At 39.0% G+C, this 19,094-nt stretch carries 16 protein-coding genes; 7 read left to right on the plus strand and 9 right to left on the minus strand.

All coding sequences use genetic code 11. The annotated features are described in order from the left end of the window. Positions 1-208: 208 nt before the first annotated feature. Entirely contained in the window at positions 209-1,366 is a 1,158-nt protein-coding gene (locus ABDV71_RS04135) for a hypothetical protein (protein ID WP_343531157.1), read from the plus strand. A 33-nt stretch (positions 1,367-1,399) separates the two neighbouring features. Here the strand turns inward: ABDV71_RS04135 and ABDV71_RS04140 are convergent, their stop codons facing one another. Next, positions 1,400-2,980, minus strand: a complete 1,581-nt coding sequence (locus ABDV71_RS04140; RefSeq protein ID WP_343531158.1) for a peptide chain release factor 3 — start codon at positions 2,978-2,980, stop codon at positions 1,400-1,402. A gap of 556 nt (positions 2,981-3,536) precedes the next feature. Here ABDV71_RS04140 and ABDV71_RS04145 point away from each other — a divergent pair. From ABDV71_RS04145 to ABDV71_RS04155, 3 genes are read left to right on the plus strand one after another with little or no spacing between them, the layout of a single operon-like run. Further along, on the plus strand, positions 3,537-4,094 hold the full coding sequence (locus tag ABDV71_RS04145; protein WP_343531159.1) for a LemA family protein: 558 nt from the start codon (positions 3,537-3,539) through the stop codon (positions 4,092-4,094). Continuing rightward, positions 4,094-5,038, plus strand: a complete 945-nt coding sequence (locus ABDV71_RS04150) for a DUF3137 domain-containing protein (protein WP_343531160.1) — start codon at positions 4,094-4,096, stop codon at positions 5,036-5,038. The genes ABDV71_RS04145 and ABDV71_RS04150 overlap by 1 nt, the downstream gene beginning before the upstream one ends. Positions 5,039-5,053: 15 nt before the next feature. Then, positions 5,054-5,974: a DUF3137 domain-containing protein gene (locus ABDV71_RS04155; protein ID WP_343531161.1), complete on the plus strand. Its 921-nt coding sequence runs from the start codon at positions 5,054-5,056 to the stop codon at positions 5,972-5,974. Positions 5,975-6,184: 210 nt separating this feature from the next. Here ABDV71_RS04155 and carB read toward each other — a convergent pair whose 3' ends face one another. After that, positions 6,185-9,082 (minus strand): carbamoyl-phosphate synthase large subunit, encoded by a 2,898-nt coding sequence (gene carB / locus ABDV71_RS04160; RefSeq protein ID WP_343531162.1) that lies wholly within the window; start codon positions 9,080-9,082, stop codon positions 6,185-6,187. 319 nt (positions 9,083-9,401) lie between these two features. Here carB and ABDV71_RS04165 point away from each other — a divergent pair, with 319 nt between their 5' ends. From ABDV71_RS04165 to ABDV71_RS04175, 3 genes are all read left to right on the plus strand, one after another. Then, positions 9,402-10,721 carry a sorbosone dehydrogenase family protein gene (locus ABDV71_RS04165; protein ID WP_343531163.1) on the plus strand — a complete coding sequence of 440 codons (1,320 nt, stop codon included), beginning with the start codon at positions 9,402-9,404 and terminating at the stop codon, positions 10,719-10,721. Between the two features lie 554 nt (positions 10,722-11,275). Beyond that, positions 11,276-11,893 (plus strand): nicotinamide riboside transporter PnuC, encoded by a 618-nt coding sequence (gene pnuC, locus ABDV71_RS04170; protein ID WP_343531164.1) that lies wholly within the window; start codon positions 11,276-11,278, stop codon positions 11,891-11,893. Then, positions 11,877-12,413 carry an ATP-binding protein gene (locus ABDV71_RS04175; RefSeq protein WP_343531165.1) on the plus strand — a complete coding sequence of 179 codons (537 nt, stop codon included), beginning with the start codon at positions 11,877-11,879 and terminating at the stop codon, positions 12,411-12,413. Before pnuC ends, ABDV71_RS04175 begins: the two co-directional genes overlap by 17 nt. 155 nt (positions 12,414-12,568) lie before the next feature. Here ABDV71_RS04175 and ABDV71_RS04180 read toward each other — a convergent pair whose 3' ends face one another. From ABDV71_RS04180 to ABDV71_RS04210, 7 genes are all read right to left on the minus strand, one after another. Beyond that, positions 12,569-13,861, minus strand: a complete 1,293-nt coding sequence (locus ABDV71_RS04180) for an inorganic phosphate transporter (protein ID WP_343531166.1) — start codon at positions 13,859-13,861, stop codon at positions 12,569-12,571. Positions 13,862-13,868: 7 nt separating this feature from the next. Next, the gene (locus ABDV71_RS04185; protein ID WP_343531167.1) at positions 13,869-14,510 is read right to left on the minus strand and encodes a DUF47 family protein; all 642 of its coding nucleotides are present in this window, start codon (positions 14,508-14,510) and stop codon (positions 13,869-13,871) included. A 146-nt stretch (positions 14,511-14,656) separates the two neighbouring features. Then, the gene (locus ABDV71_RS04190; protein WP_343531168.1) at positions 14,657-15,709 is read right to left on the minus strand and encodes an ATP-binding protein; all 1,053 of its coding nucleotides are present in this window, start codon (positions 15,707-15,709) and stop codon (positions 14,657-14,659) included. A gap of 134 nt (positions 15,710-15,843) precedes the next feature. Then, the gene (locus ABDV71_RS04195; protein ID WP_343531169.1) at positions 15,844-16,599 is read right to left on the minus strand and encodes a TIGR03915 family putative DNA repair protein; all 756 of its coding nucleotides are present in this window, start codon (positions 16,597-16,599) and stop codon (positions 15,844-15,846) included. 133 nt (positions 16,600-16,732) lie between these two features. Continuing rightward, positions 16,733-17,989 (minus strand): putative DNA modification/repair radical SAM protein, encoded by a 1,257-nt coding sequence (locus tag ABDV71_RS04200; protein WP_343531170.1) that lies wholly within the window; start codon positions 17,987-17,989, stop codon positions 16,733-16,735. Between the two features lie 48 nt (positions 17,990-18,037). Next, positions 18,038-18,685, minus strand: a complete 648-nt coding sequence (locus ABDV71_RS04205; RefSeq protein WP_343531171.1) for an HD domain-containing protein — start codon at positions 18,683-18,685, stop codon at positions 18,038-18,040. A gap of 146 nt (positions 18,686-18,831) precedes the next feature. Then, on the minus strand, positions 18,832-19,068 hold the full coding sequence (locus tag ABDV71_RS04210; protein WP_343531172.1) for a helix-turn-helix transcriptional regulator: 237 nt from the start codon (positions 19,066-19,068) through the stop codon (positions 18,832-18,834). Between the last annotated feature and the right edge of the window lie 26 nt (positions 19,069-19,094).

Below are 19,094 nucleotides of genomic sequence, written 5' to 3' on the forward strand. Positions count from 1 at the left end.
TTATTTTTGATTTCTGAAAATCACTCATGTTTTTCGGAAAAATTCATATCTTTTTGATATATAGGCGTTTGTTTTGTTTTTATTGCTGTTGAGCTATTGTTGATTTGTGCTTTTTATTAATATCTTTAAGGTTCAATAACCAAGCTGAAAATAGAAACACGTACCAATTTGCTAACGTGTTTAATGTTTGAATAGAAGAATATCACGTATGGCATTAAAATCTGGGAAGGATGAGATCGAGTATTTACTGCGACAAGTTTTTAAGAAATATGAATTAGAGACAGGGAATAAGCTGAACTTAAATACCAATCGTAGGAACTATGAAGACATCGCCAAGATGCTGAGTGGTATTAGTAATCAACTACCTTATACTTCTGATGAATTTGGGCATAGTCCATATCCAGAAGACCGTAATTCAAAAGCAACCGAATACCCTTATTTAAAATACGACATCACCGGCGGTCAAATTAAAGATGCTTTTAATGGATTGGTGGCAAAGCCCCGTCCGTTTTTGGTAGATGCCTGTTATATTTATTTGTATGGCGTTGCCCGCAATAAATTTGAGGAAAATATATTGGATCCGAATTTAATTGCTAACGAGTTGGAGGATCAATCCAACCATAAAACAAGCCCCGGTCGCCAAAGAAAAATTAGTTTATCTCTTATTCTTATTTTATTGGTTTTGCTTGGCATAGCGATTTTCAAATGGATAGATACCAGTCATAAAATGTCAGCTTTAAAGGAAGATTTGGTGATTACGCCCTATCAGCCCAGCCAAGCGGAAATAGATAGCTTGGAAGGGATTTGGATGGTATATATCGGTTCTCCGCAAGCTCGTAAGTCTGATAAAAACCGTTACCATAAATTTGTAAGGAACATCATGAACGTAAAATATAAAGATGGCTATTTTGTGTTCACCAGATATGGTGCTGGATTTGATCACTACGGATACATGCAATATGAAAGTCCGCAAGTAGTTTCTATCCGTTCGTATGTGAAAGGCAGTGAAAATAAAATAGAGGCACCGCGACTTTCATTAATGCGGCTAGCTAAAAATAAAGATAAAATCATGGTGGTTTCTGCCTCTTGGAATTTTGATGCAGGTGAAAACAACGATATCATTGGTATACGTGAGGTTTATATTAAACAGGGGCGTGGTGGTGAAATTAAAGAGGTGATTAACACGATGGATAACCATGCTTGCAATTGCAAAATTGTACAATGGAAAAACGGCAAGGGCGATAGGACCTTTTACCTTAGAAATGAACTGCTAGATACCATCAAAGATGAGACCTTGAAAAAACTGATAGATGAAAGCAGTATCTTATTGAGGTATCCAGATAGTGTGACCATCTTGAAAAACTAAAAAGCCTTTCGAAATTTCGAAAGGCCAGTCTTTTTATTTGTGTTCACTTGTAGTGTGGAAATCAATATCGGGATAATCACGTTTGGTCATCTCAATCATAAAATCATTATCTGATAAATAAACTGGATTTCCTTCCTTGTCTGTTCCAATATGTTGTTGCTTACGTTTCACAAACTCGTCTAATTTCTTCCTGTCATCAGAAGTTACCCAACGTGAACGGCTATAAGTTAAGGTACGGAAACGACATTTTGCACCGTACTCATGTTCCAAACGGAAATTAATTACCTCAAACTGTAATTCGCCCACTGCACCAATTACTTTACGGTTACCTGGTTGCATCACAAAAAGTTGGGCAACCCCTTCATCTGTTAATTGCTCAATACCTTTTTCCAACTGTTTGGTACGCATTGGGTCCATATTCTCTACCTCTTTAAATATGGCAGGAGAGAAGCTAGGAATACCTTTAAACTGCAATTTTTCTCCTTCAGTTAAGGTATCGCCAATTTTAAAGTTACCACTGTCATATAAACCTACCACGTCTCCTGGCCAAGCCTCTTCTACCAAGCTTTTCTCGTTGGCCATAAAGTCCATAGGGTTGGCAAATTTCATTTTCTTATCCTGACGGGTGTGGTAATAGAACTTGTTGCGTTCAAATTTGCCCGAACAAATACGTAAAAAGGCAATTCTGTCGCGGTGTTTAGGATCTAAGTTAGCATGGATTTTAAATACGAAACCGCTAAAATTTTTCTCTTCCACCAACACGTCACGCTCCTCGGCTTCGCGATGTTTTGGGCTAGGTGCAATTTCAATAAACGTATCTAAAAGCTCTTTAATACCAAAGTTGTTAATGGCAGACCCGAAGAATACTGGTGCTAACAAACCTTCTTTATATAGGGAGATATCCAAATCTCCATAAACACCGTTCACCAACTCTGTCTCGTCTTTTAAGGTGCTTACTTCTTTTTCTTGTAGATAATCTAGCAACGCAGCGTCATTCAAATCGTTCACCTTTACTACCGAATCCGTTACTTTGGTTTTATCGGAATGGAAAAGGTTCAATTGGTTATGGTAAATGCTATAAACACCTTTAAAAGTGTGTCCTTGTCCAATTGGCCATGATTGCGGACACAAACTGATGTTTAGTTTTTCCTCAATTTCATCCAACAAATCAAATGCTTCCTTACCCTCACGGTCCATTTTGTTGATGAAGATGATTACTGGCGTGTTACGCATTCTACAAACCGACATCAGTTTTTCAGTCTGTTCCTCCACACCTTTTACGCAGTCAACTACCAAAACTACACTGTCAACCGCCGAAAGTGTACGGTAAGTGTCTTCCGCAAAGTCCTTGTGGCCCGGGGTATCTAAAATGTTGATGCGTTTGCCACTGTATTCAAACCCCATTACCGAAGTAGCCACGGAAATACCACGTTGGCGCTCAATTTCCATAAAATCGGAGGTGTTGCTTTGGTTGGCCTTATTTCTTTTTACGGCTCCAGCGGTGTTAATGGCACCCCCAAAAAGCAGGAACTTTTCTGTAAGGGTAGTTTTACCAGCATCGGGGTGACTAATAATAGCAAATGTTTTTCTTTTCTCTATCTCTGGGTGAAGCATACAAATTGGATTTTTGAAACTTAGAATAATACGGCAATGGTTATAAAAACCTGAGAGCGTTTAGCTTAAATAATATAGCCGTGTAATGTTTCATTGGCGCAAAGGTAAGTAAAAAGCATGAGGGTAGAAAACGAGTGTAAGCCTTTGTTTTAGAAAAGCAAAGGCTATGGTTCTTCTGCTCCGAAAGTCCCGCTTTCCGTTCAATCTTTTTTTGCCATCTTCCCAAACCTCATAGGTTTATCGGCATGATGAAAAGGAAGCCTATGAGGTTTTTCCAAGAACAAAAAGGATTTTACTTCAATCGGGTTTAGTTTACAAACTTCTGTGCATAAAATATAAACCTCCCCCTTCCCTTCCGAACATTCGAAATAAACTCTCCAAAAGGACATGCTCGGATCAACATCATCTCGACAATAGGAGGGAACTTACACTAGCGAGGTTTGCCAAAAAGTTTTGGTGCATAAATCTTCGTAGGTTTCCTAAAGTATAAAAGCAATCAACAAATCCTTAATTTTTACGCCTCAATCTTGTATATTAGCATTTAAACCAACTTACTATGATTATTTTAGGAATTATTGCCATCATTGTATTGCTTATCGGTATAGGCGTTTACAACTCTTTGATTGGGAAAAAGAACCAAGTAACCAATGCGTTCTCTGCCATTGATGTTATGCTGAAAAAACGTTACGACCTGATTCCAAATTTAGTGGAAACCATTAAGCAGTACATGCAGTACGAAAGCGAAACGTTGACCAAAATCACGCAAATGCGTACGCAGGGTACAAATGCAAACCTATCTGATGCCGAAAAAGTCCAATTAGACCAACAACTTGGTACGGCCGTAAGAGGAGTAATGGTGAACGTAGAAAACTATCCCGACTTAAAGGCGAATACCAACTTCATTAATTTACAAAGTACGTGGACAGAAAGCGAAGAGCAAATTGCTGCTGCCCGAAGAACTTATAATGCTGCGGTGACCAGTTATAACAATGCAGTGATGATGTTCCCGAGCAGTATTTTTGCAGGAATGATGGGCTACCAAACTATGCCTGTATTAGAAATCCCAGCCGAAGAACGCAAGAACATTAGCGCAAAAGAACTATTCAATAACTAATGCAACTTCATAGCCGTCCAGAAATGGTTTCAGTTTTTAATGAACTGGAAGCATCCCGACTGTACATTGCAAAGCGGCATGCCAGGGCTTATTGGAGTATGGGCATTGGCGCCTCTTGTCTGCTTGTCGTTTCTCTATTTGGTGTGGTAGAAGTTGGAATACTTTTGCTTATTGTTGGATTAATAGTCGGCTTTGTGATGCTGGCCTTGGTTAATAGAAAAACGAAGGAGTATAAGCTAGAATTTAAGTACAAGATTATTGGCGCTGCTTTAAAACATTTGAACGAAAGCTTGCAAATCAACCCCCTATCAGGCATAAGTGAGGGCGATTTCATCAATAGCTATTTGTTTTCGCAAACTCCAGACCGATATAAAACAGAAGATTTGGTGTATGGTCAAATAGATAAAACACAAATCCATTTTGCCGAAGTCCATGCAGAGTATAAAACCGAGACCCAAACTAAAAATGGGAAGCAAACCCAATGGCACGACATTTTTAAAGGGATTATCTTTTGTGCAGACTTCAATAAAAATTTTAACGGACTAACGGTAGTAAGGCCTAAAGGCTTTGGAGGTGCTTTTGGAAAATGGTTTTCTCAAAATGTAATGGGCAATAAGCGTATTGTTGAGTTGGAGAATGTAAACTTCGACAAGATGTTTATTACCGAAAGCGGCGACCAGGTAGAAGCTCGTTATATTTTAACACCTTCCTTGATGGAGAAGCTGTTGGAGCTAAACCAATATGCCAATTCTACCATCTCCGTATCCTTTATTTGGTCTAGTGTTTATATCGCATTCCCTTTAAATCATAATTACTTCGAAGCACCCATCTTTAAATCATTATTAAACGCCGAAGTGCTGAAAAAGGATTTGAATATGCTAAGGTTAATGCTGCACGTGGTAGAAGAGTTAGATTTAAACACCCGTATTTGGACTAAACGGTAATAAATTCAATCTCAAATGTCAACGTATCAACCCTCTCAAATTCAGGTTTTATTGGAAGAGCTGGAAACTGTTCGACTGAAAATTGCTAGAAAATACTACGCTGCATATTGGTGTATAGGTTTAGGGATAATCACGTTTGTGATTTGTTTCTGTTTGGGGGCGGTTCTTGTGGCCTTTATTGAGATACTGATACTTATCGTAATAGGAAGTATAATGTTCAGTTTAGGAAATAAGGATAGAAAGCAATATAGGTCGATCTATAAACAAGGGGTTATTGTAAATATGCTTGAAGGTATTGATGGTAATTTGCAAGTCAATCCAAATTCTGGCATAAGTCCTACTGATTTTGTAGATAGCTTTTTGTTTGGAGAGAAGCCCGACGCTTATAAAACCGAAGACTTGGTGTATGGCGAAATAGGTAAAACTACCATCCATTTTGCAGAAGTAGGAGCGCAGGTTCATAGAGGCCGAGGGTATGAAGATATTTTTAAGGGCATATTTTTTTGTGCAAGTTTTAACAAGCATTTTGATGGCTTAACATTGATTAGACCCCAAAGTTATACCGGAAGTGCCGTTAATTGGGTAAGCAGGCAGGTTTCGGGAGATGCTAGAGTTGTAAATTTGGAGAATACCGACTTTAACAATACCTTTTTCACTCAAACAAGTAATCAAATAGAAGCTCGTTACCTGTTAACTCCTGCCATGATGGAGAAACTTTTGGTTCTTAATCAATATGCAGATTCAACTATTTTCGTGTCTTTTGTTTGGTCAAACATATATATCGCGTTTCCCTTAAACCATGATTATTTTGAACCGCCAGTTTTTAAATCGCTGCTAAGTGAAGATTTGTTAAAAAAAGACATAGAGATTTTAAAACTCATGTATGGTATAGTGGAAGAGTTGGATTTAAATACCCGCATTTGGACTAAACAATAGTTTGCTTGCTGCCTAGCCCAATTTAAACTTACGAAGTTTTTAAAACTTCGTAAGTTATTAAAGTTAAATAGCCCTGCTTTCCGCTGTATTTACGCTTCGAATTACATTTCGACGAGCTCAATGTGACAACTTCCTTGGTTTGATAACAAAAAAGTCCCTTAACTCACGCTAAGGGACTTGGTCTTTATTCTTTGCTCTTTAATCCTTGTTCTATTTAGACAAATACATTGATTTATCTTTCACTAGCTGTAAGAAGTAAGGGTCTTCTAAATCTTTGATAAAACGGATCGCCTCACCAGTAGATTTCATTTCCGGGCCTAATTCTTTCGCTACTTCAGGGAATTTATTGTAAGAGAATACAGGCTCTTTAATGGCAAATCCTTTTAGTTTACGCTCAATGTTAAAGTCTTTCAACTTGTTTACTCCTAACATAATTCTCGCTGCAATGTTGATGTAAGGTACATCGTAGGCTTTAGCAATGAAAGGTACCGTACGTGATGCACGAGGGTTGGCCTCAATCACATATACTTTCTCATCTTTCACTGCAAACTGGATGTTCAATAGACCAATTACATTTAGGGCTTTGGCAATTTTCTTCGAGTAATTTTCCATGTCGGCAATTACCTTGTCAGACAAGCTGAATGGGGGCAATACCGCACTTGAGTCGCCTGAATGGATACCTGCAGGCTCAATGTGCTCCATTAAGCCAACAATATGCACATCTTGTCCGTCGCAAATCGAGTCTGATTCAGTTTCTTCAGCCCTGTCCAAGAAATGGTCAATCAACACACGATTGCCTGGTAAATCACCTAGTAATTTAACTACGGCTTTTTCTAAGTCTTCGTCATTGATTACAATGCTCATGCCTTGCCCACCTAATACATAACTAGGGCGAACCAGCACAGGATAACCTACTTCGTTAGCTACTTTAATCGCTTCCTCAGCATTTTCAGCAACGCCGTATTTTGGATAAGGAATATCTAATTCTTTCAATAAATCAGAGAAACTACCACGATCTTCGGCAATATCCATGTCTTCATAAGAAGTACCGATAATGCGGATGTTATTTTCATGCAGTTTTTCCGCCATTTTAAGGGCAGTTTGACCACCTAGCTGAACAATTACACCAATTGGGTTCTCTAAATCGATGATTTCACGTACATGCTCCCAGAAAACAGGCTCGAAGTAAAGCTTGTTGGCCATGTTAAAATCTGTACTTACCGTTTCAGGATTACAGTTGATCATGATGGCCTCGAAGTTGTTTTCTTTTGCCGCTAATAAACCGTGAACGCAAGAGTAATCGAACTCAATACCTTGACCAATACGATTAGGGCCTGAACCTAATACAATTACTTTCTTTTTGTCAGATACAATAGATTCGTTGGTGCCAAGTTCATCTCCATCCGATAAAACCTCTCCAGTTACTAGAGAGATTTGCTGTGGAGCCTCTTCAAAAGTAGAGTAGAAATATGGCGTTTGAGCAGCAAATTCGGCAGCACAAGTATCTACCATTTTATAAGCTCTTCTAATGTTCAGTTCCTTACGACGGTTGTAAACATCGTCCTCCGTTACATTACCTAAAATAAAGGCAATTTGAACATCAGAGAAGCCTTTTTGTTTAAGGTTGAAGAAAAAATCTCTAGGGATATTATTTAACGAGTAGCGTTTCAACTCAGTTTCTAACGTTACCAACTCTTGTATTTGGTTTAAGAACCATTTATCAATCTTGGTCGCTTTGCGAATAGACTCCAATGGCACACCCATGCTCATCGCATCCTTAATTAAGAACACACGGTTCCAGCTTGGATGTTGTAAGCCATGCATGATTTCTTCGATATCGCGCTTTTGACGACCATCTGAACCAATACCAGCACGGCCAATCTCTAAACTTTGACAAGCTTTTTGTAAAGCCTCGTTAAAACTGCGGCCAATACCCATTACCTCACCTACAGCCTTCATCTGCAAGCCAAGTTCCATGTTGGCACCTTTAAATTTATCGAAGTTGAAGCGAGGTATTTTTACAATTACGTAATCTAAAGTCGGTTCAAAATAAGCTGAAGTCGTTTTTGTAATTTGGTTTTCTATTTCATCCAAGTTGTAGCCGATAGCCAATTTAGCAGCAATCTTTGCAATTGGATAACCTGTAGCTTTACTTGCCAATGCTGATGAGCGAGATACGCGTGGGTTGATCTCGATAGCGATAATTTCATCATTATCTGGGTTTACAGAGAACTGTACGTTACAACCACCTGCAAAATTACCAATAGCACGCATCATTTTAATGGCTTGGTTACGCATTTCTTGGTAACAACGGTCTGATAAGGTCATTGCAGGAGCAACTGTAATCGAGTCTCCCGTGTGGATGCCCATTGGGTCAAAGTTCTCGATAGAACAAATGATGATTACGTTATCGTTGCTATCTCTCAATAGCTCCAGCTCATATTCTTTCCAGCCTAAAACCGCTTGCTCTACCAAAACTTCGTGTGTTGGAGAAGCTTCTAAACCGCGTTTAAGAGCTGCGTCAAATTCTTCCTTTTTGTGAACAAAACCACCACCGTAGCCACCCAAGGTATAAGAAGGGCGAATTACCAATGGAAAGCCAATTTCTTGTGCTGCTTCTTTACCCTCTAAAAATGAATTGGCAATTTTTGAAGTAGCAACACCAACGCCTATATCAACCATTAATTGGCGGAAAGACTCTCTGTTTTCAGTTTTGTCAATCGCAGCAACATCAACGCCAATGATCCTAACGTTGTGTTTTTTCCATAAACCTCTTTCCTCAGCATCTACGCAAAGGTTCAGTGCAGTTTGTCCGCCCATAGTAGGCAAAACCGCATCAATAGTAGGTAAATTAGGATTGTTTTTGTGTTCAGTTAAAATCTCGTCAATCGATTCGAGTGTTAGAGGTTTTAAATAAACATGGTCACCAATTACCTTGTCGGTCATAATGGTAGCCGGATTAGAGTTAATGATCGAAACTTTAACTCCTTCTTCTTTCAAAGAAAGTGCAGCTTGTGAACCAGAGTAATCAAATTCGCAGGCTTGTCCAATAATAATAGGTCCAGATCCGATAATCAATACTGAATTGATGGAAGTGTCTTTAGGCATGTGGGATTTTTAAAAAGTCTAAAGTGATAGTCTAAATGACCGATAGCTGGGAGAATTCCTCTGCTATGAAACGAAAATCCCAACATCTCTGTCGGGATGCAAAGATACAATTTGCGGATCAATTTTTTGGCGATTATTTTAAAATATATTGAGATGCTAAAATGATGAAGAATAAGTCATTTAACGAGGGTTGTTCTGCTTTTCCCAAGAGAGGTTTTTGTGGGAAGGACCTTGCCTGCTTTATTTGTGTAACTAGCTGGCTTGAAAACAACTTCATCACTTGGCTGTTTAAATAAGCAGTGCTTAAAAAACTAAAGATATGAGAACAAAATCCCTGCCCTTTCTAATTCTTTCTGCCTCATTGCTTGCTGCTTGCAACAGTTCTAATCAAAAAGCCGAGACTGCCGACACATTGCATGCCGCTACGGATGTAGATACCTTGAACCTGCCGGAGCCAGATACTACGGCTTCAAAAAATAATTTTAGCAAAGTAATCGAATGGCCAGCCAATAAAACACCACAGGCACCAGTTGGCTTTGTAGTAAGCAAATTTGCTGATCAGATGAAAAGTCCTCGAAATATTGTGATTGCTCCAAATGGAGATATTTTGGTGGCTTTGTCTAATTCAGAACGTAGTGTAGCTGAGCAAGTAGTCAATAAAATTTCGGGAAAGGCAAAATCTGAAGTTTCAGGCAAAAGTGTAAATACCATCTTATTATTTAGAGATAGTAACCAAGATGGTGTTCCTGAAGTTAGAACTACGTTTTTATCTGGATTGAACCAGCCGTACGGAATGGCTTTCATTGGAAATTCCTTTTATGTAGCAAATACCGATGGACTGTGGGTTTTCCCTTATAAAGCTGGCGATACTAAAATTACAGGAGTGGGTAAAAAGATAGTGGACTTGCCCGCTGGCGGCTATAATAACCATTGGACAAGAAATCTTTTGGTGGGCAAGAACAAGGATAAGATTTATATTTCCGTTGGGTCTGGTAGTAATGTGGGTGAAAATGGAATGGAGCATGAAGCAAGAAGAGCTGCTATTTTAGAAGTAAGCCCAGATGGTACAGGTGAACGTATTTTTGCCAGTGGCTTACGTAATCCTGTAGGAATGGATTGGGCACCTACCACCAACATGTTGTGGACTGCGGTAAATGAACGCGATGGTTTAGGCGACGATTTGGTGCCCGATTATATCACTAGCGTTAAAGAAGGTGCATTTTATGGCTGGCCCTACGCATACTTTGGACAACACGAAGACCCTCGATTAAAAGGTGCCAACCCAGAATTGGTGAAGAAAAGCATAGCGCCCGACGTTGCGGTGGGTTCGCATACTGCCTCATTGGGTTTGGCGTTTTACACTAATAATAAATTTCCTGCAAAATATCAAGGAGGGGCTTTTATTGGACAGCATGGTTCTTGGAACCGTTCAAAATTTAGTGGCTATAAAGTAGCCTTCGTGCCATTTAAAAATGGAAGACTAACCGGGCCACTGCAAGATTTTTTAACAGGGTTTATTGCTAACGCAGATAGGAGCGAGGTTTATGGTAGACCTGTAGGGGTTGCAGTTGCTCCTGATGGGGCGCTTCTGGTGGCAGATGATGTAAGTGGTATTATTTGGCGAGTTACTGCGAGATAAAATAGTATAATTTGTCTGTTTTATACTACACTGTCTGTTTTATAGGGCTATGTGTCATGTCACATTTGACTATTAGTGTAAAAACGTCAGCTTTATAAAATGATTAATCTTAAAAGTTTTAAAGAAACAAAAAATGCTATAGTGTACTTTAAACACAGTGTGGTACTCTAAAAGGTCATGTTAGCGTCATGAAATAGACGATTTTTAAAGATTGGCAAAAATGTTGTAATAAAAGGAAACAAATGGAGTTTTATAGTTGTTGTTGAAACAGATTGATGATTAAGACAGCAATTAAAATTGAAAATTTGATCTAAAGCATCCTCGCAAGAGGGTATTCTTCATAAATAGTTTGTTTGGTTTATTTTCCGGTAGGGGTTGTTCCCTACCGGAATTCTTTTTTATAGACCTTTTTGGTTGTCTACGGATTCACAGATTTTTAATAAAGTTGGCCGACTATTGCCCAATACCTTACGATATGCTAATGAGAGATAGATGTTTTGAGAAAAAATCTGCGCATCTGTGGCTAAAAGAAAAATACAGTCTATATTTGATTAATGTTAATCCTCGAAGCCAATTTTTGGCAACAATTGCTTCAGCAGTTTCAGCACACCCCATGGTTGGAGTGGCTAGGCTTTGTAAGTACAATAGCCTGTATTTATCTAGCGGCTAGAGAAAATATATGGAATTGGCCGGTTTCTATCTTGAGTATTGTAATCAGTGCCATCCTTTTTTTCGAGAGCCATCTGTTTGGCGATTTTGCGTTACAATTTTATTTTCTTTTCACCGCTTTTTATGGTTGGTGGTTTTGGCTGAAGAAGAAAAAAGAAGACACGAAGCCTGTAGTTAGTATTGGTTGGAGACATTGGATTTATGCCATCCTGTCTATTGCAGTTCTCACCGCTGTACTGGGTTATTTTTTAGATCACTACACTCCTACAAACGTCCCCTATGAAGATGGTTTTTGCACGGCGATGAGTTTCGTGGCGCAGATCATGCTCACTAGAAAAATCCTAGAGAATTGGATTTTGTGGATTGTGGTTGATATTTGTTATGTACCCTTGTTAATTTACAAAGAACTGAATCTTTATGCCGTACTATATGCTATTTTAGTAATTATAGCTTTAAATGGGTATCTAGATTGGAGAAAGACTTATCGTGAACAAGCAAATTAAAAAAGTGGCCATTGTTGGCCCCGAAAGCACTGGGAAATCTACTATCTCTATGCAGTTGGCTAAATATTACGAAGTGCCTTGGGTGCCGGAATACGCACGTTATTATTGTGAAGCATTAAAGGAACCCTGTACATTGCAAGATGAAGTGAATATGTTCCATGGCCAGTTGGCTCTTGAACAGTCGGTATTAGCAATGACCGAAAAGGATTTTGTGATATGTGATACTACCTTTTTAACAGTAAAGATTTGGAGTGATGCATTTTTTGGACATACGCCGGAGATTGTTTTGGACGCCCTTAAAAACCGTCCTTACGACTTCTACATTCTGCTAGATATAGACCTGCCTTGGCAAGATGATCCTTTGAGAGACTTTCCCAACCAAAGGGAACATTTTATGGAAGTTTGGCATAAGGAACTTAAGGCGTTAGGTGCTAAATATGCTGTAGTATCGGGTATAGGAGAAGAGCGTTTCAAGAATGCTGTTGAAGCGATTGATGAGTTTTTACTTAGCGCTGTCTGAGATTGCCTATCTAGAGCGTCAAAATTGATGTTGGCCCGTAGCGAAGCAGAAAGCTATGCAATGAATTTATTTAGGGGGCATTTTCAGGAGGTAAAAACTTGTATAAAAAAAGGGGGCTATATGCAATAGCCCCCTTTTTTATGTTGTCGTGTCTATTAGATAAACAGACTTAAAATGTAATATAAGATTGCCGCCAAAGCTGCTGATACTGGAATGGTTAATACCCAGGCCCAAACCAGTTTAACAGTAACCCCCCATTTAACTGCAGAAGTTCCTTTGGTTAAACCAGAACCAATGATAGAACCCGTAATGGTATGGGTAGTACTTACAGGGATTTTCAAATGCTCAGTAAAGTAAAGTGTCAATGCACCTGCAGTTTCTGCAGTTACCCCTTCAAATGGTGTTACTTTAGTGATTTTAGAACCCATCGTTTTTACGATTTTCCATCCACCACTTAAAGTTCCTACTGAAATGGCGGTATAACAAGCTAAAGGAATCCACGCTGGCATGTGTGCCGCAATCTCTTCGCCGTTGGCATCTTTAGAAGGTAATACTACATGTAGCCAGTCTGGCATGCTGCTCATAGAAACACCACTTTGATGGACATAAACCAATACTGCCGCTGCGATAATTCCCATTACTTTTTGCGAATCGTTACCGCCATGGCCTAAACTGAAGGCTGCAGATGATAATAATTGCATTTTTCTAAGCCATTTAGTTGATTGATGGTGGCTTAAGAAACTGAAGATTAAACAGAATGAGCTAATGGTAAGTACAATGAATGCCACTAAGAACCACTTGATGTTATGCGATTCAAATACTATGCTCCAAAAATGAGATTCGAAACGGGGTTTGTGGATCTTATCATAAGGAATCATTTGGTAGTATACAAAAACAACAGTGGCAATCATCAGTCCAAGCGTAAAAAGCTTCGGGCCGATGCTCTTTTTTGCCGAGTGTAATAGCCAAACTGAAATACAGTAGGAAACAATAGCACCAATTAATGGAGCTAACACAATAAAGCCTACAATTACCAAAACGCCTGTTGGCATTTCGCCAGCTTTGCCTTCTTTGTACCAGTTTACAACATCTAAGCCCGCATGAGCCACAGCAGCACCTGCAAAACCGCCAATTAAAGTGTGGGATGAACTAGAAGGAATACCGAACCACCAGGTTAGTAAGTTCCAAATAATAGCCGCAATAACCCCAGCTAGAATTACAGTGAGGTTAATTTCCATGGTGTTGGCTGTTTTTGCAACAGTATCGGCAACGCCGAAACCAAACACCCAATAGGCCAAAAAGTTAAAAAATGCAGCCCATACTACAGCTTGAAAAGGTGTAAGCACCTTTGTAGCTACGATGGTTGCAATTGCATTAGCTGCATCATGAAAACCATTGATGTAATCAAAGATGAGGGCTAAAACAATAATTAAGAGAAGTATGGTCATAATGATCTTATGCGTTTTTAACCAAGATAGATTCTAGCACGTTGGCCGCATCTTCACATTTATCAGTCGCAATTTCTAAGGTTTGTAATACCTCTTTTTGCTTAATTAATTCTATAGCATTGGTTTCAAACTCGAACAAACGGGCAATGGCAAGGTTACAAGTGTAATCAGCTTGGTTTTCTGCACTGTTAATTCTAACGCAAGCATCCGCAATCACTCTGATGTTTTTAAAGCTTCTTAATTCCTTGATGGCTTTTTCAAGGTCTGTACACATTTCAACCAATAACTCAGCAAGTTTTACCATTGGCTCACCAATGTTGGTTACGTTGTAGAGTTCAATATTTCCAGCTGATGCATGAATATAATCTGCAATATCGTCAATAGCACTGGCCAATGAGTGGATGTCTTCTCTATCAAAAGGAGTGATAAAGTTCTTGCTCAACTCAATAAAGATGGTGTGTGTAATATCGTCACCTACGTGCTCCAAACGCTCAACCTCTTTAATGGCTTCTTTTCTTTTTTCGATGTCGTCGGTAGTTACTACTACTAAAAGTGCTTCTGCAATTTTCCTAACGTTGCTCCCTGCTTGTTCAAATAATGGCTGGAACTTTTTGTCTTTAGGGGTAAAGAAGCTAAATATATTGCTCATACTTATTTTAAATATGATGCAAAAGTAAAACCGCAATGTTAAGTTAATGTTAACTTTGGCGACAATTTTACTTGATTGTTAAGCGATAACGGATTGTAGCCGAATAAAATGGCTCCTATTAATCTTAAATAAGGAAATGCGTTGGATTATTTTTTACCGTAGTTCAACAAAGGCTCGTTATTTTTTTGAAGGGTAAAAGCAAAAGTGGTCCCAATGCTTGGTGTACTACGTACCGAAATAGTTTGCTGGTGTGCTTCTAGAATATGTTTTACGATGGCCAAACCTAATCCAGTGCCACCTTCTTTTCTAGAGCGGTGGGAGTCTATTCTGTAAAATCGTTCAAATAAACGCGGTAGATGCTTTTCTTCAATGCCCATTCCGTCATCGGTGACTTCTATAAGGTATTGGTCGTGTAACTCAAAGATCTTTACAGAAGTAGAGCCATTTTCTTTACCGTATTTGATGGAGTTCTGAATAAGGTTGATCAATACCTGTCTAATTTTCTCTCTATCCGCATAAACCATGGTAGGCGTGGTGTATTTGTCCTTAAAGATGAACTTGGTTTTGTTATTGGTCGCTTTATCTTCCAAGATATCGAGGACCTCCTTTATTAGAGGAACAATGTCAAATCGGACGTAGTCAATGGGGATTTCTCCCGTTTCTAATTTGGAGATGGAATCTAAATCCTTAATCAGATAGCTTAAGCGTTCAATGTTATTTTCTGCTTTCTTTAGGAACTTTACGGCCATCTCAGGGTCATCAGAAATACAATCTTGAAGCGTTTCTATATAGCCTTGTATGGCAAATAAAGGTGTTTTAAATTCATGGGATACATTGGATAGGAACTCTCTTCTAAATTGCTCCTGCTTTTTTAACAGTTCAATTTCTTTCTTCTTGGCGCCTGCCCATTCTTCTACTTCCTGCTGTACGTCGTTAATGGGGTCTGAGCTTACATACTCACCAAGAGCTTCTTTGAGGTCTTTGCCAAGCTTTAGATTGTGGATTAACTTATAAATAAGTTTGATTTTACTATAAATGTATTTTTCGAGCAAATAGTAGAAAACCAAAAAACTGGTTCCAAAAGAAATCCCGAAAGAGATCAGTAGATAGTACCAGCTTCCCTGAAAGTGGTAGTTCACTAGCCCTATGGATAGACCCACGGCAAGTGCTGTAATTAAAACCAGTACACTAAATTTCATCTATTTCGTTTTTTGTTTTCGATGGTTGATGAGAGCTCGGTACAACGGTAATTATTTTTAGGTAATGAATGCCGTACCTCGGTTTCATATTGCTAAATTACAGCTAATAAGTTAAGATAATGTTAACACCTTGGCTATAATTTTTCCGTCAGATATTTCCAATAGCGTTTGGGCACATGTTGGGTGTGCAGTTTGGTGTTTTTTCTCGCTACAATGTTGGTGCTCTTGAAATAGTTTTTCCATAAATCTGCATATAGATTTTCCTTCTCATCTAATAAATTTTGGTTCGTTTTTTTCAGCAGGCTAATGTCTATATCCATTTCAATTTCCTCTACCGTTTGGAGGTCATAAAAAATACCGTAGTGTCTTTTAAGGTCGTAAATGATCCATTGCTGATCTGCGTATCGGTTTTTAAAATGATTAATCAATAAAGGAATTACATTAAAGTCAGGATCTATGCCACAATAGAACATTCCATCGGCTGTCTTCTGAAAACGGATAAAGGCTTCCATTCTGTGCTTTTCCCGTTCTACCTTTCTGGTAGTTTGCGTAATGCTCAGCACTTGCGGATGCCCATAATTTTGCTCGGCGCCATTGGGGCTTTGAAATATATAGATGATAAATTGAAAAAGGTCATGATGGATGTCGGGGAGTTCGGAAAGATAGGCGCAATAAACCCTGCGCATCCAAGTCCTGTCCAGTTTTTTTGCGAGGCCTTTCCATACCCGGTCTGCTTTTTCCCTATCGGTTAATACATCAAAGCTAGGGATGAAGACATCTGGCTGATGGATTTTGTTGGATCTCAGGGTTGTTGGCCCTGGCTTCCTTTCAAACCATTCGAATACTGCGGTGAGTAAGCCTTCTAAAGTTCCATCGAAAATGTAAATCATAATTGTAAACAACATTATAGGCCATCAAAGACACCTAAGTTCATCTAAGTACAGTCCAGAGAACTAAAATGTTCTTAAATGTCTAAGGTGGTAATGAAGCGGGGCAGGCAAAAAAACTTAATGTTAAACATCATTAAAAAAGTAAAAGCTGCTCGTTTGGTGTCTTCAGATATTTGCTCTGGCTTTCCGCTAAAATAAACCCCTTAATTTGGTGCGACTGAAAATCTTTCAACTGAAAAGAGGTATCGGCGCAAGTAATAAAGTGTTTAGCTCTGTTATAGGCAATGCCGATTTTCTTTAGCTGATGGATATAAAGTTTTCCAAATTTGCGGGCCTGTATGATTTTTTGTGCAGAGCCAACACCAATACCCGGAATGCGTAAAATCATCTGATAGTCGGCGGTGTTAATGTCTATAGGAAATAAGTGCATGTTGCGTAAGGCCCAACTTAATTTGGGGTCGATGTCAGTATCTAAATGTGGATTGGTGTCATTTAACAGCTCTTTTACATCAAATCCATAAAAACGCATGAGCCAATCCGTTTGGTACAATCTGTTTTCTCTCAAAAGGGGTGGTTTTGTGCCCAAAATAGGCATTCTGCTATCATTGCTGATAGGGATATAGCCAGAATAATAAACTCGTTTTAGGGAAAAGTTCCTGTAAAAATTGGCCGCGGTGTACATAATGTCCTTGTCGGTTTCTGGCGTTGCGCCTATCACCATTTGGGTGCTTTGCCCCGCAGGTACAAACTTGGGCACACTCTTGATGAGTTTCTTTTCTTCTTTAAATTGTACAATTTGGTTTTTGACAAAACCCAAAGGCTTGATCACGTCTTGGTGGCTTTTTTCAGGAGCCAAAAGTTTTAAACCTACTTCTGTGGGCATTTCTAAATTGATGCTCATGCGATCTGCATACAATCCAGCTTCGGTAATCAATTCATCACTAGCTCCGGGAATGGTTTTTAGGTGGATATAGCCGTTGTAGTTTTCCTCAAGTCTTAATTTTTTAACCACCCGAAGCAGTCGTTCCATGGTGAAATCTGCATTCTTGAAAATTCCGGAGCTTAGAAATAGCCCTTCGATGTAATTTCTTCGATAAAAATTCATCGTCAGTTCCACTACTTCATCTACCGTAAACGCAGCTCGTTCAATATCATTGCTACGTCTTGAAACACAGTAGGCGCAATCGAATATGCAGTGGTTGGTAAGGAGTATTTTTAAAAGGGATACACAACGGCCATCCTCGGTGTATGTGTGACAAATACCGGATTGATGTCCATTACCGAGACCTTTATTGGTGTTCTTTCTGTCGCTACCGCTTGATGAGCAAGACACATCATATTTTGCAGCATCGGCAAGTACATTGAGTTTTTGAATTAACCTTTCGGACATGATTAGCTATTTTGCTAACAAATATAGTAAAATAGCTAATATTTTTAGTTATTTCTTGCCGTCCCATTCTGCATAGAACTGTTCTAGGTAGGTCACCATAAACTGGTGCCTTTGTTCGGCCATGGCTTTACCTGTTTCCGTTCTCATCAGATCTTTTAGCAACAGAAGTTTTTCGTAAAAGTGGTTAATGGTAGGGGAGGTGGTGTTTTTGTATTGTTCTTTATTCATCTGCAGATTTGGTTTGATTTCAGGATTGTACAATACTCTATTCTTAAAACCTCCGTAAGTAAATGCCCTGGCTATGCCAATGGCGCCAATGGCATCCAGCCTGTCTGCATCCTGCACTACATCCAATTCTTTAGAGAAATAGGATATTTCTTCAAAGCTTGCTTTAAAAGAAAGGTTTTTGATGATTAGTTTTACCTCTTCAATGATTTTTGCATCAAGGCCAATGCTTGCTAAGAAATCGCCAGCTTTTTGGGGGCCAATTTCTTCATCACCGCCATTAAATTTGCTATCCGCAATGTCATGTAAAAGCGCGGCTAAGGCTACGATCAATTCATCAGCTTGTTCAGTACTGTTGATGTGCTTCGCCGTTTTATAGACACGTTCAATGTGGAACCAATCGTGGCCAGCTTCGGCATCGGCAAGGGTGTTTTTAACAAAATTGATGGTAAGGTCTAAAATCTGCTGCATAAGCGCTAAAGTAAGGGATTGCTTTTAGCTTCTTGAACTTAGGCTTGTGAAAAAAAGTCACATAAAGATAAAAGACTGACTGCTAAATAAAAAGAAATGCTCAATGTTCCTAGTTCATTGAGCATTTTGTTCGGTTCCACAAATTGCTAGTAGGCCCCGCGCTTAGAGGCTAATAGCTCTATGGTGTCTACATCAAGCAGTTTGGCGATGAGGAAAAGTCGATCCAGGCTGATTTTACTATATCCCAATTCAAGTTTGCTATAGGCATTTTGGGAAATTCCGATTTTAGAAGCCAGATCTTGTTGAGAAATTTTTTTGAACTCGCGAACCTTTCTGATTCTGACAGCGATGCGTTGCATCTCTTTTTTGTATTTTTCGTTCATGGGGCAGATAGTTAGTTGGGATAAAA

Origin of the sequence: Pedobacter sp., assembly GCF_039594775.1 — a bacterium.
Classification (GTDB): Bacteria; Bacteroidota; Bacteroidia; order Sphingobacteriales; family Sphingobacteriaceae; genus Pedobacter.

Excerpts from the sequence above, each read along its gene's own strand:
- ABDV71_RS04135 (WP_343531157.1), top strand. The coding sequence starts at position 209 with ATGGCATTAAAATCTGGGAAGGATGAGATCGAGTATTTACTGCGACAA.
- ABDV71_RS04140 (WP_343531158.1), bottom strand. The coding sequence starts at position 2,980 with ATGCTTCACCCAGAGATAGAGAAAAGAAAAACATTTGCTATTATTAGT.
- ABDV71_RS04145 (WP_343531159.1), top strand. The coding sequence starts at position 3,537 with ATGATTATTTTAGGAATTATTGCCATCATTGTATTGCTTATCGGTATA.
- ABDV71_RS04150 (WP_343531160.1), top strand. The coding sequence starts at position 4,094 with ATGCAACTTCATAGCCGTCCAGAAATGGTTTCAGTTTTTAATGAACTG.
- ABDV71_RS04155 (WP_343531161.1), top strand. The coding sequence starts at position 5,054 with ATGTCAACGTATCAACCCTCTCAAATTCAGGTTTTATTGGAAGAGCTG.
- carB (WP_343531162.1), bottom strand. The coding sequence starts at position 9,082 with ATGCCTAAAGACACTTCCATCAATTCAGTATTGATTATCGGATCTGGA.
- ABDV71_RS04165 (WP_343531163.1), top strand. The coding sequence starts at position 9,402 with ATGAGAACAAAATCCCTGCCCTTTCTAATTCTTTCTGCCTCATTGCTT.
- pnuC (WP_343531164.1), top strand. The coding sequence starts at position 11,276 with ATGTTAATCCTCGAAGCCAATTTTTGGCAACAATTGCTTCAGCAGTTT.
- ABDV71_RS04180 (WP_343531166.1), bottom strand. The coding sequence starts at position 13,861 with ATGACCATACTTCTCTTAATTATTGTTTTAGCCCTCATCTTTGATTAC.
- ABDV71_RS04185 (WP_343531167.1), bottom strand. The coding sequence starts at position 14,510 with ATGAGCAATATATTTAGCTTCTTTACCCCTAAAGACAAAAAGTTCCAG.
- ABDV71_RS04190 (WP_343531168.1), bottom strand. The coding sequence starts at position 15,709 with ATGAAATTTAGTGTACTGGTTTTAATTACAGCACTTGCCGTGGGTCTA.
- ABDV71_RS04195 (WP_343531169.1), bottom strand. The coding sequence starts at position 16,599 with ATGATTTACATTTTCGATGGAACTTTAGAAGGCTTACTCACCGCAGTA.
- ABDV71_RS04200 (WP_343531170.1), bottom strand. The coding sequence starts at position 17,989 with ATGTCCGAAAGGTTAATTCAAAAACTCAATGTACTTGCCGATGCTGCA.
- ABDV71_RS04205 (WP_343531171.1), bottom strand. The coding sequence starts at position 18,685 with ATGCAGCAGATTTTAGACCTTACCATCAATTTTGTTAAAAACACCCTT.
- ABDV71_RS04210 (WP_343531172.1), bottom strand. The coding sequence starts at position 19,068 with ATGAACGAAAAATACAAAAAAGAGATGCAACGCATCGCTGTCAGAATC.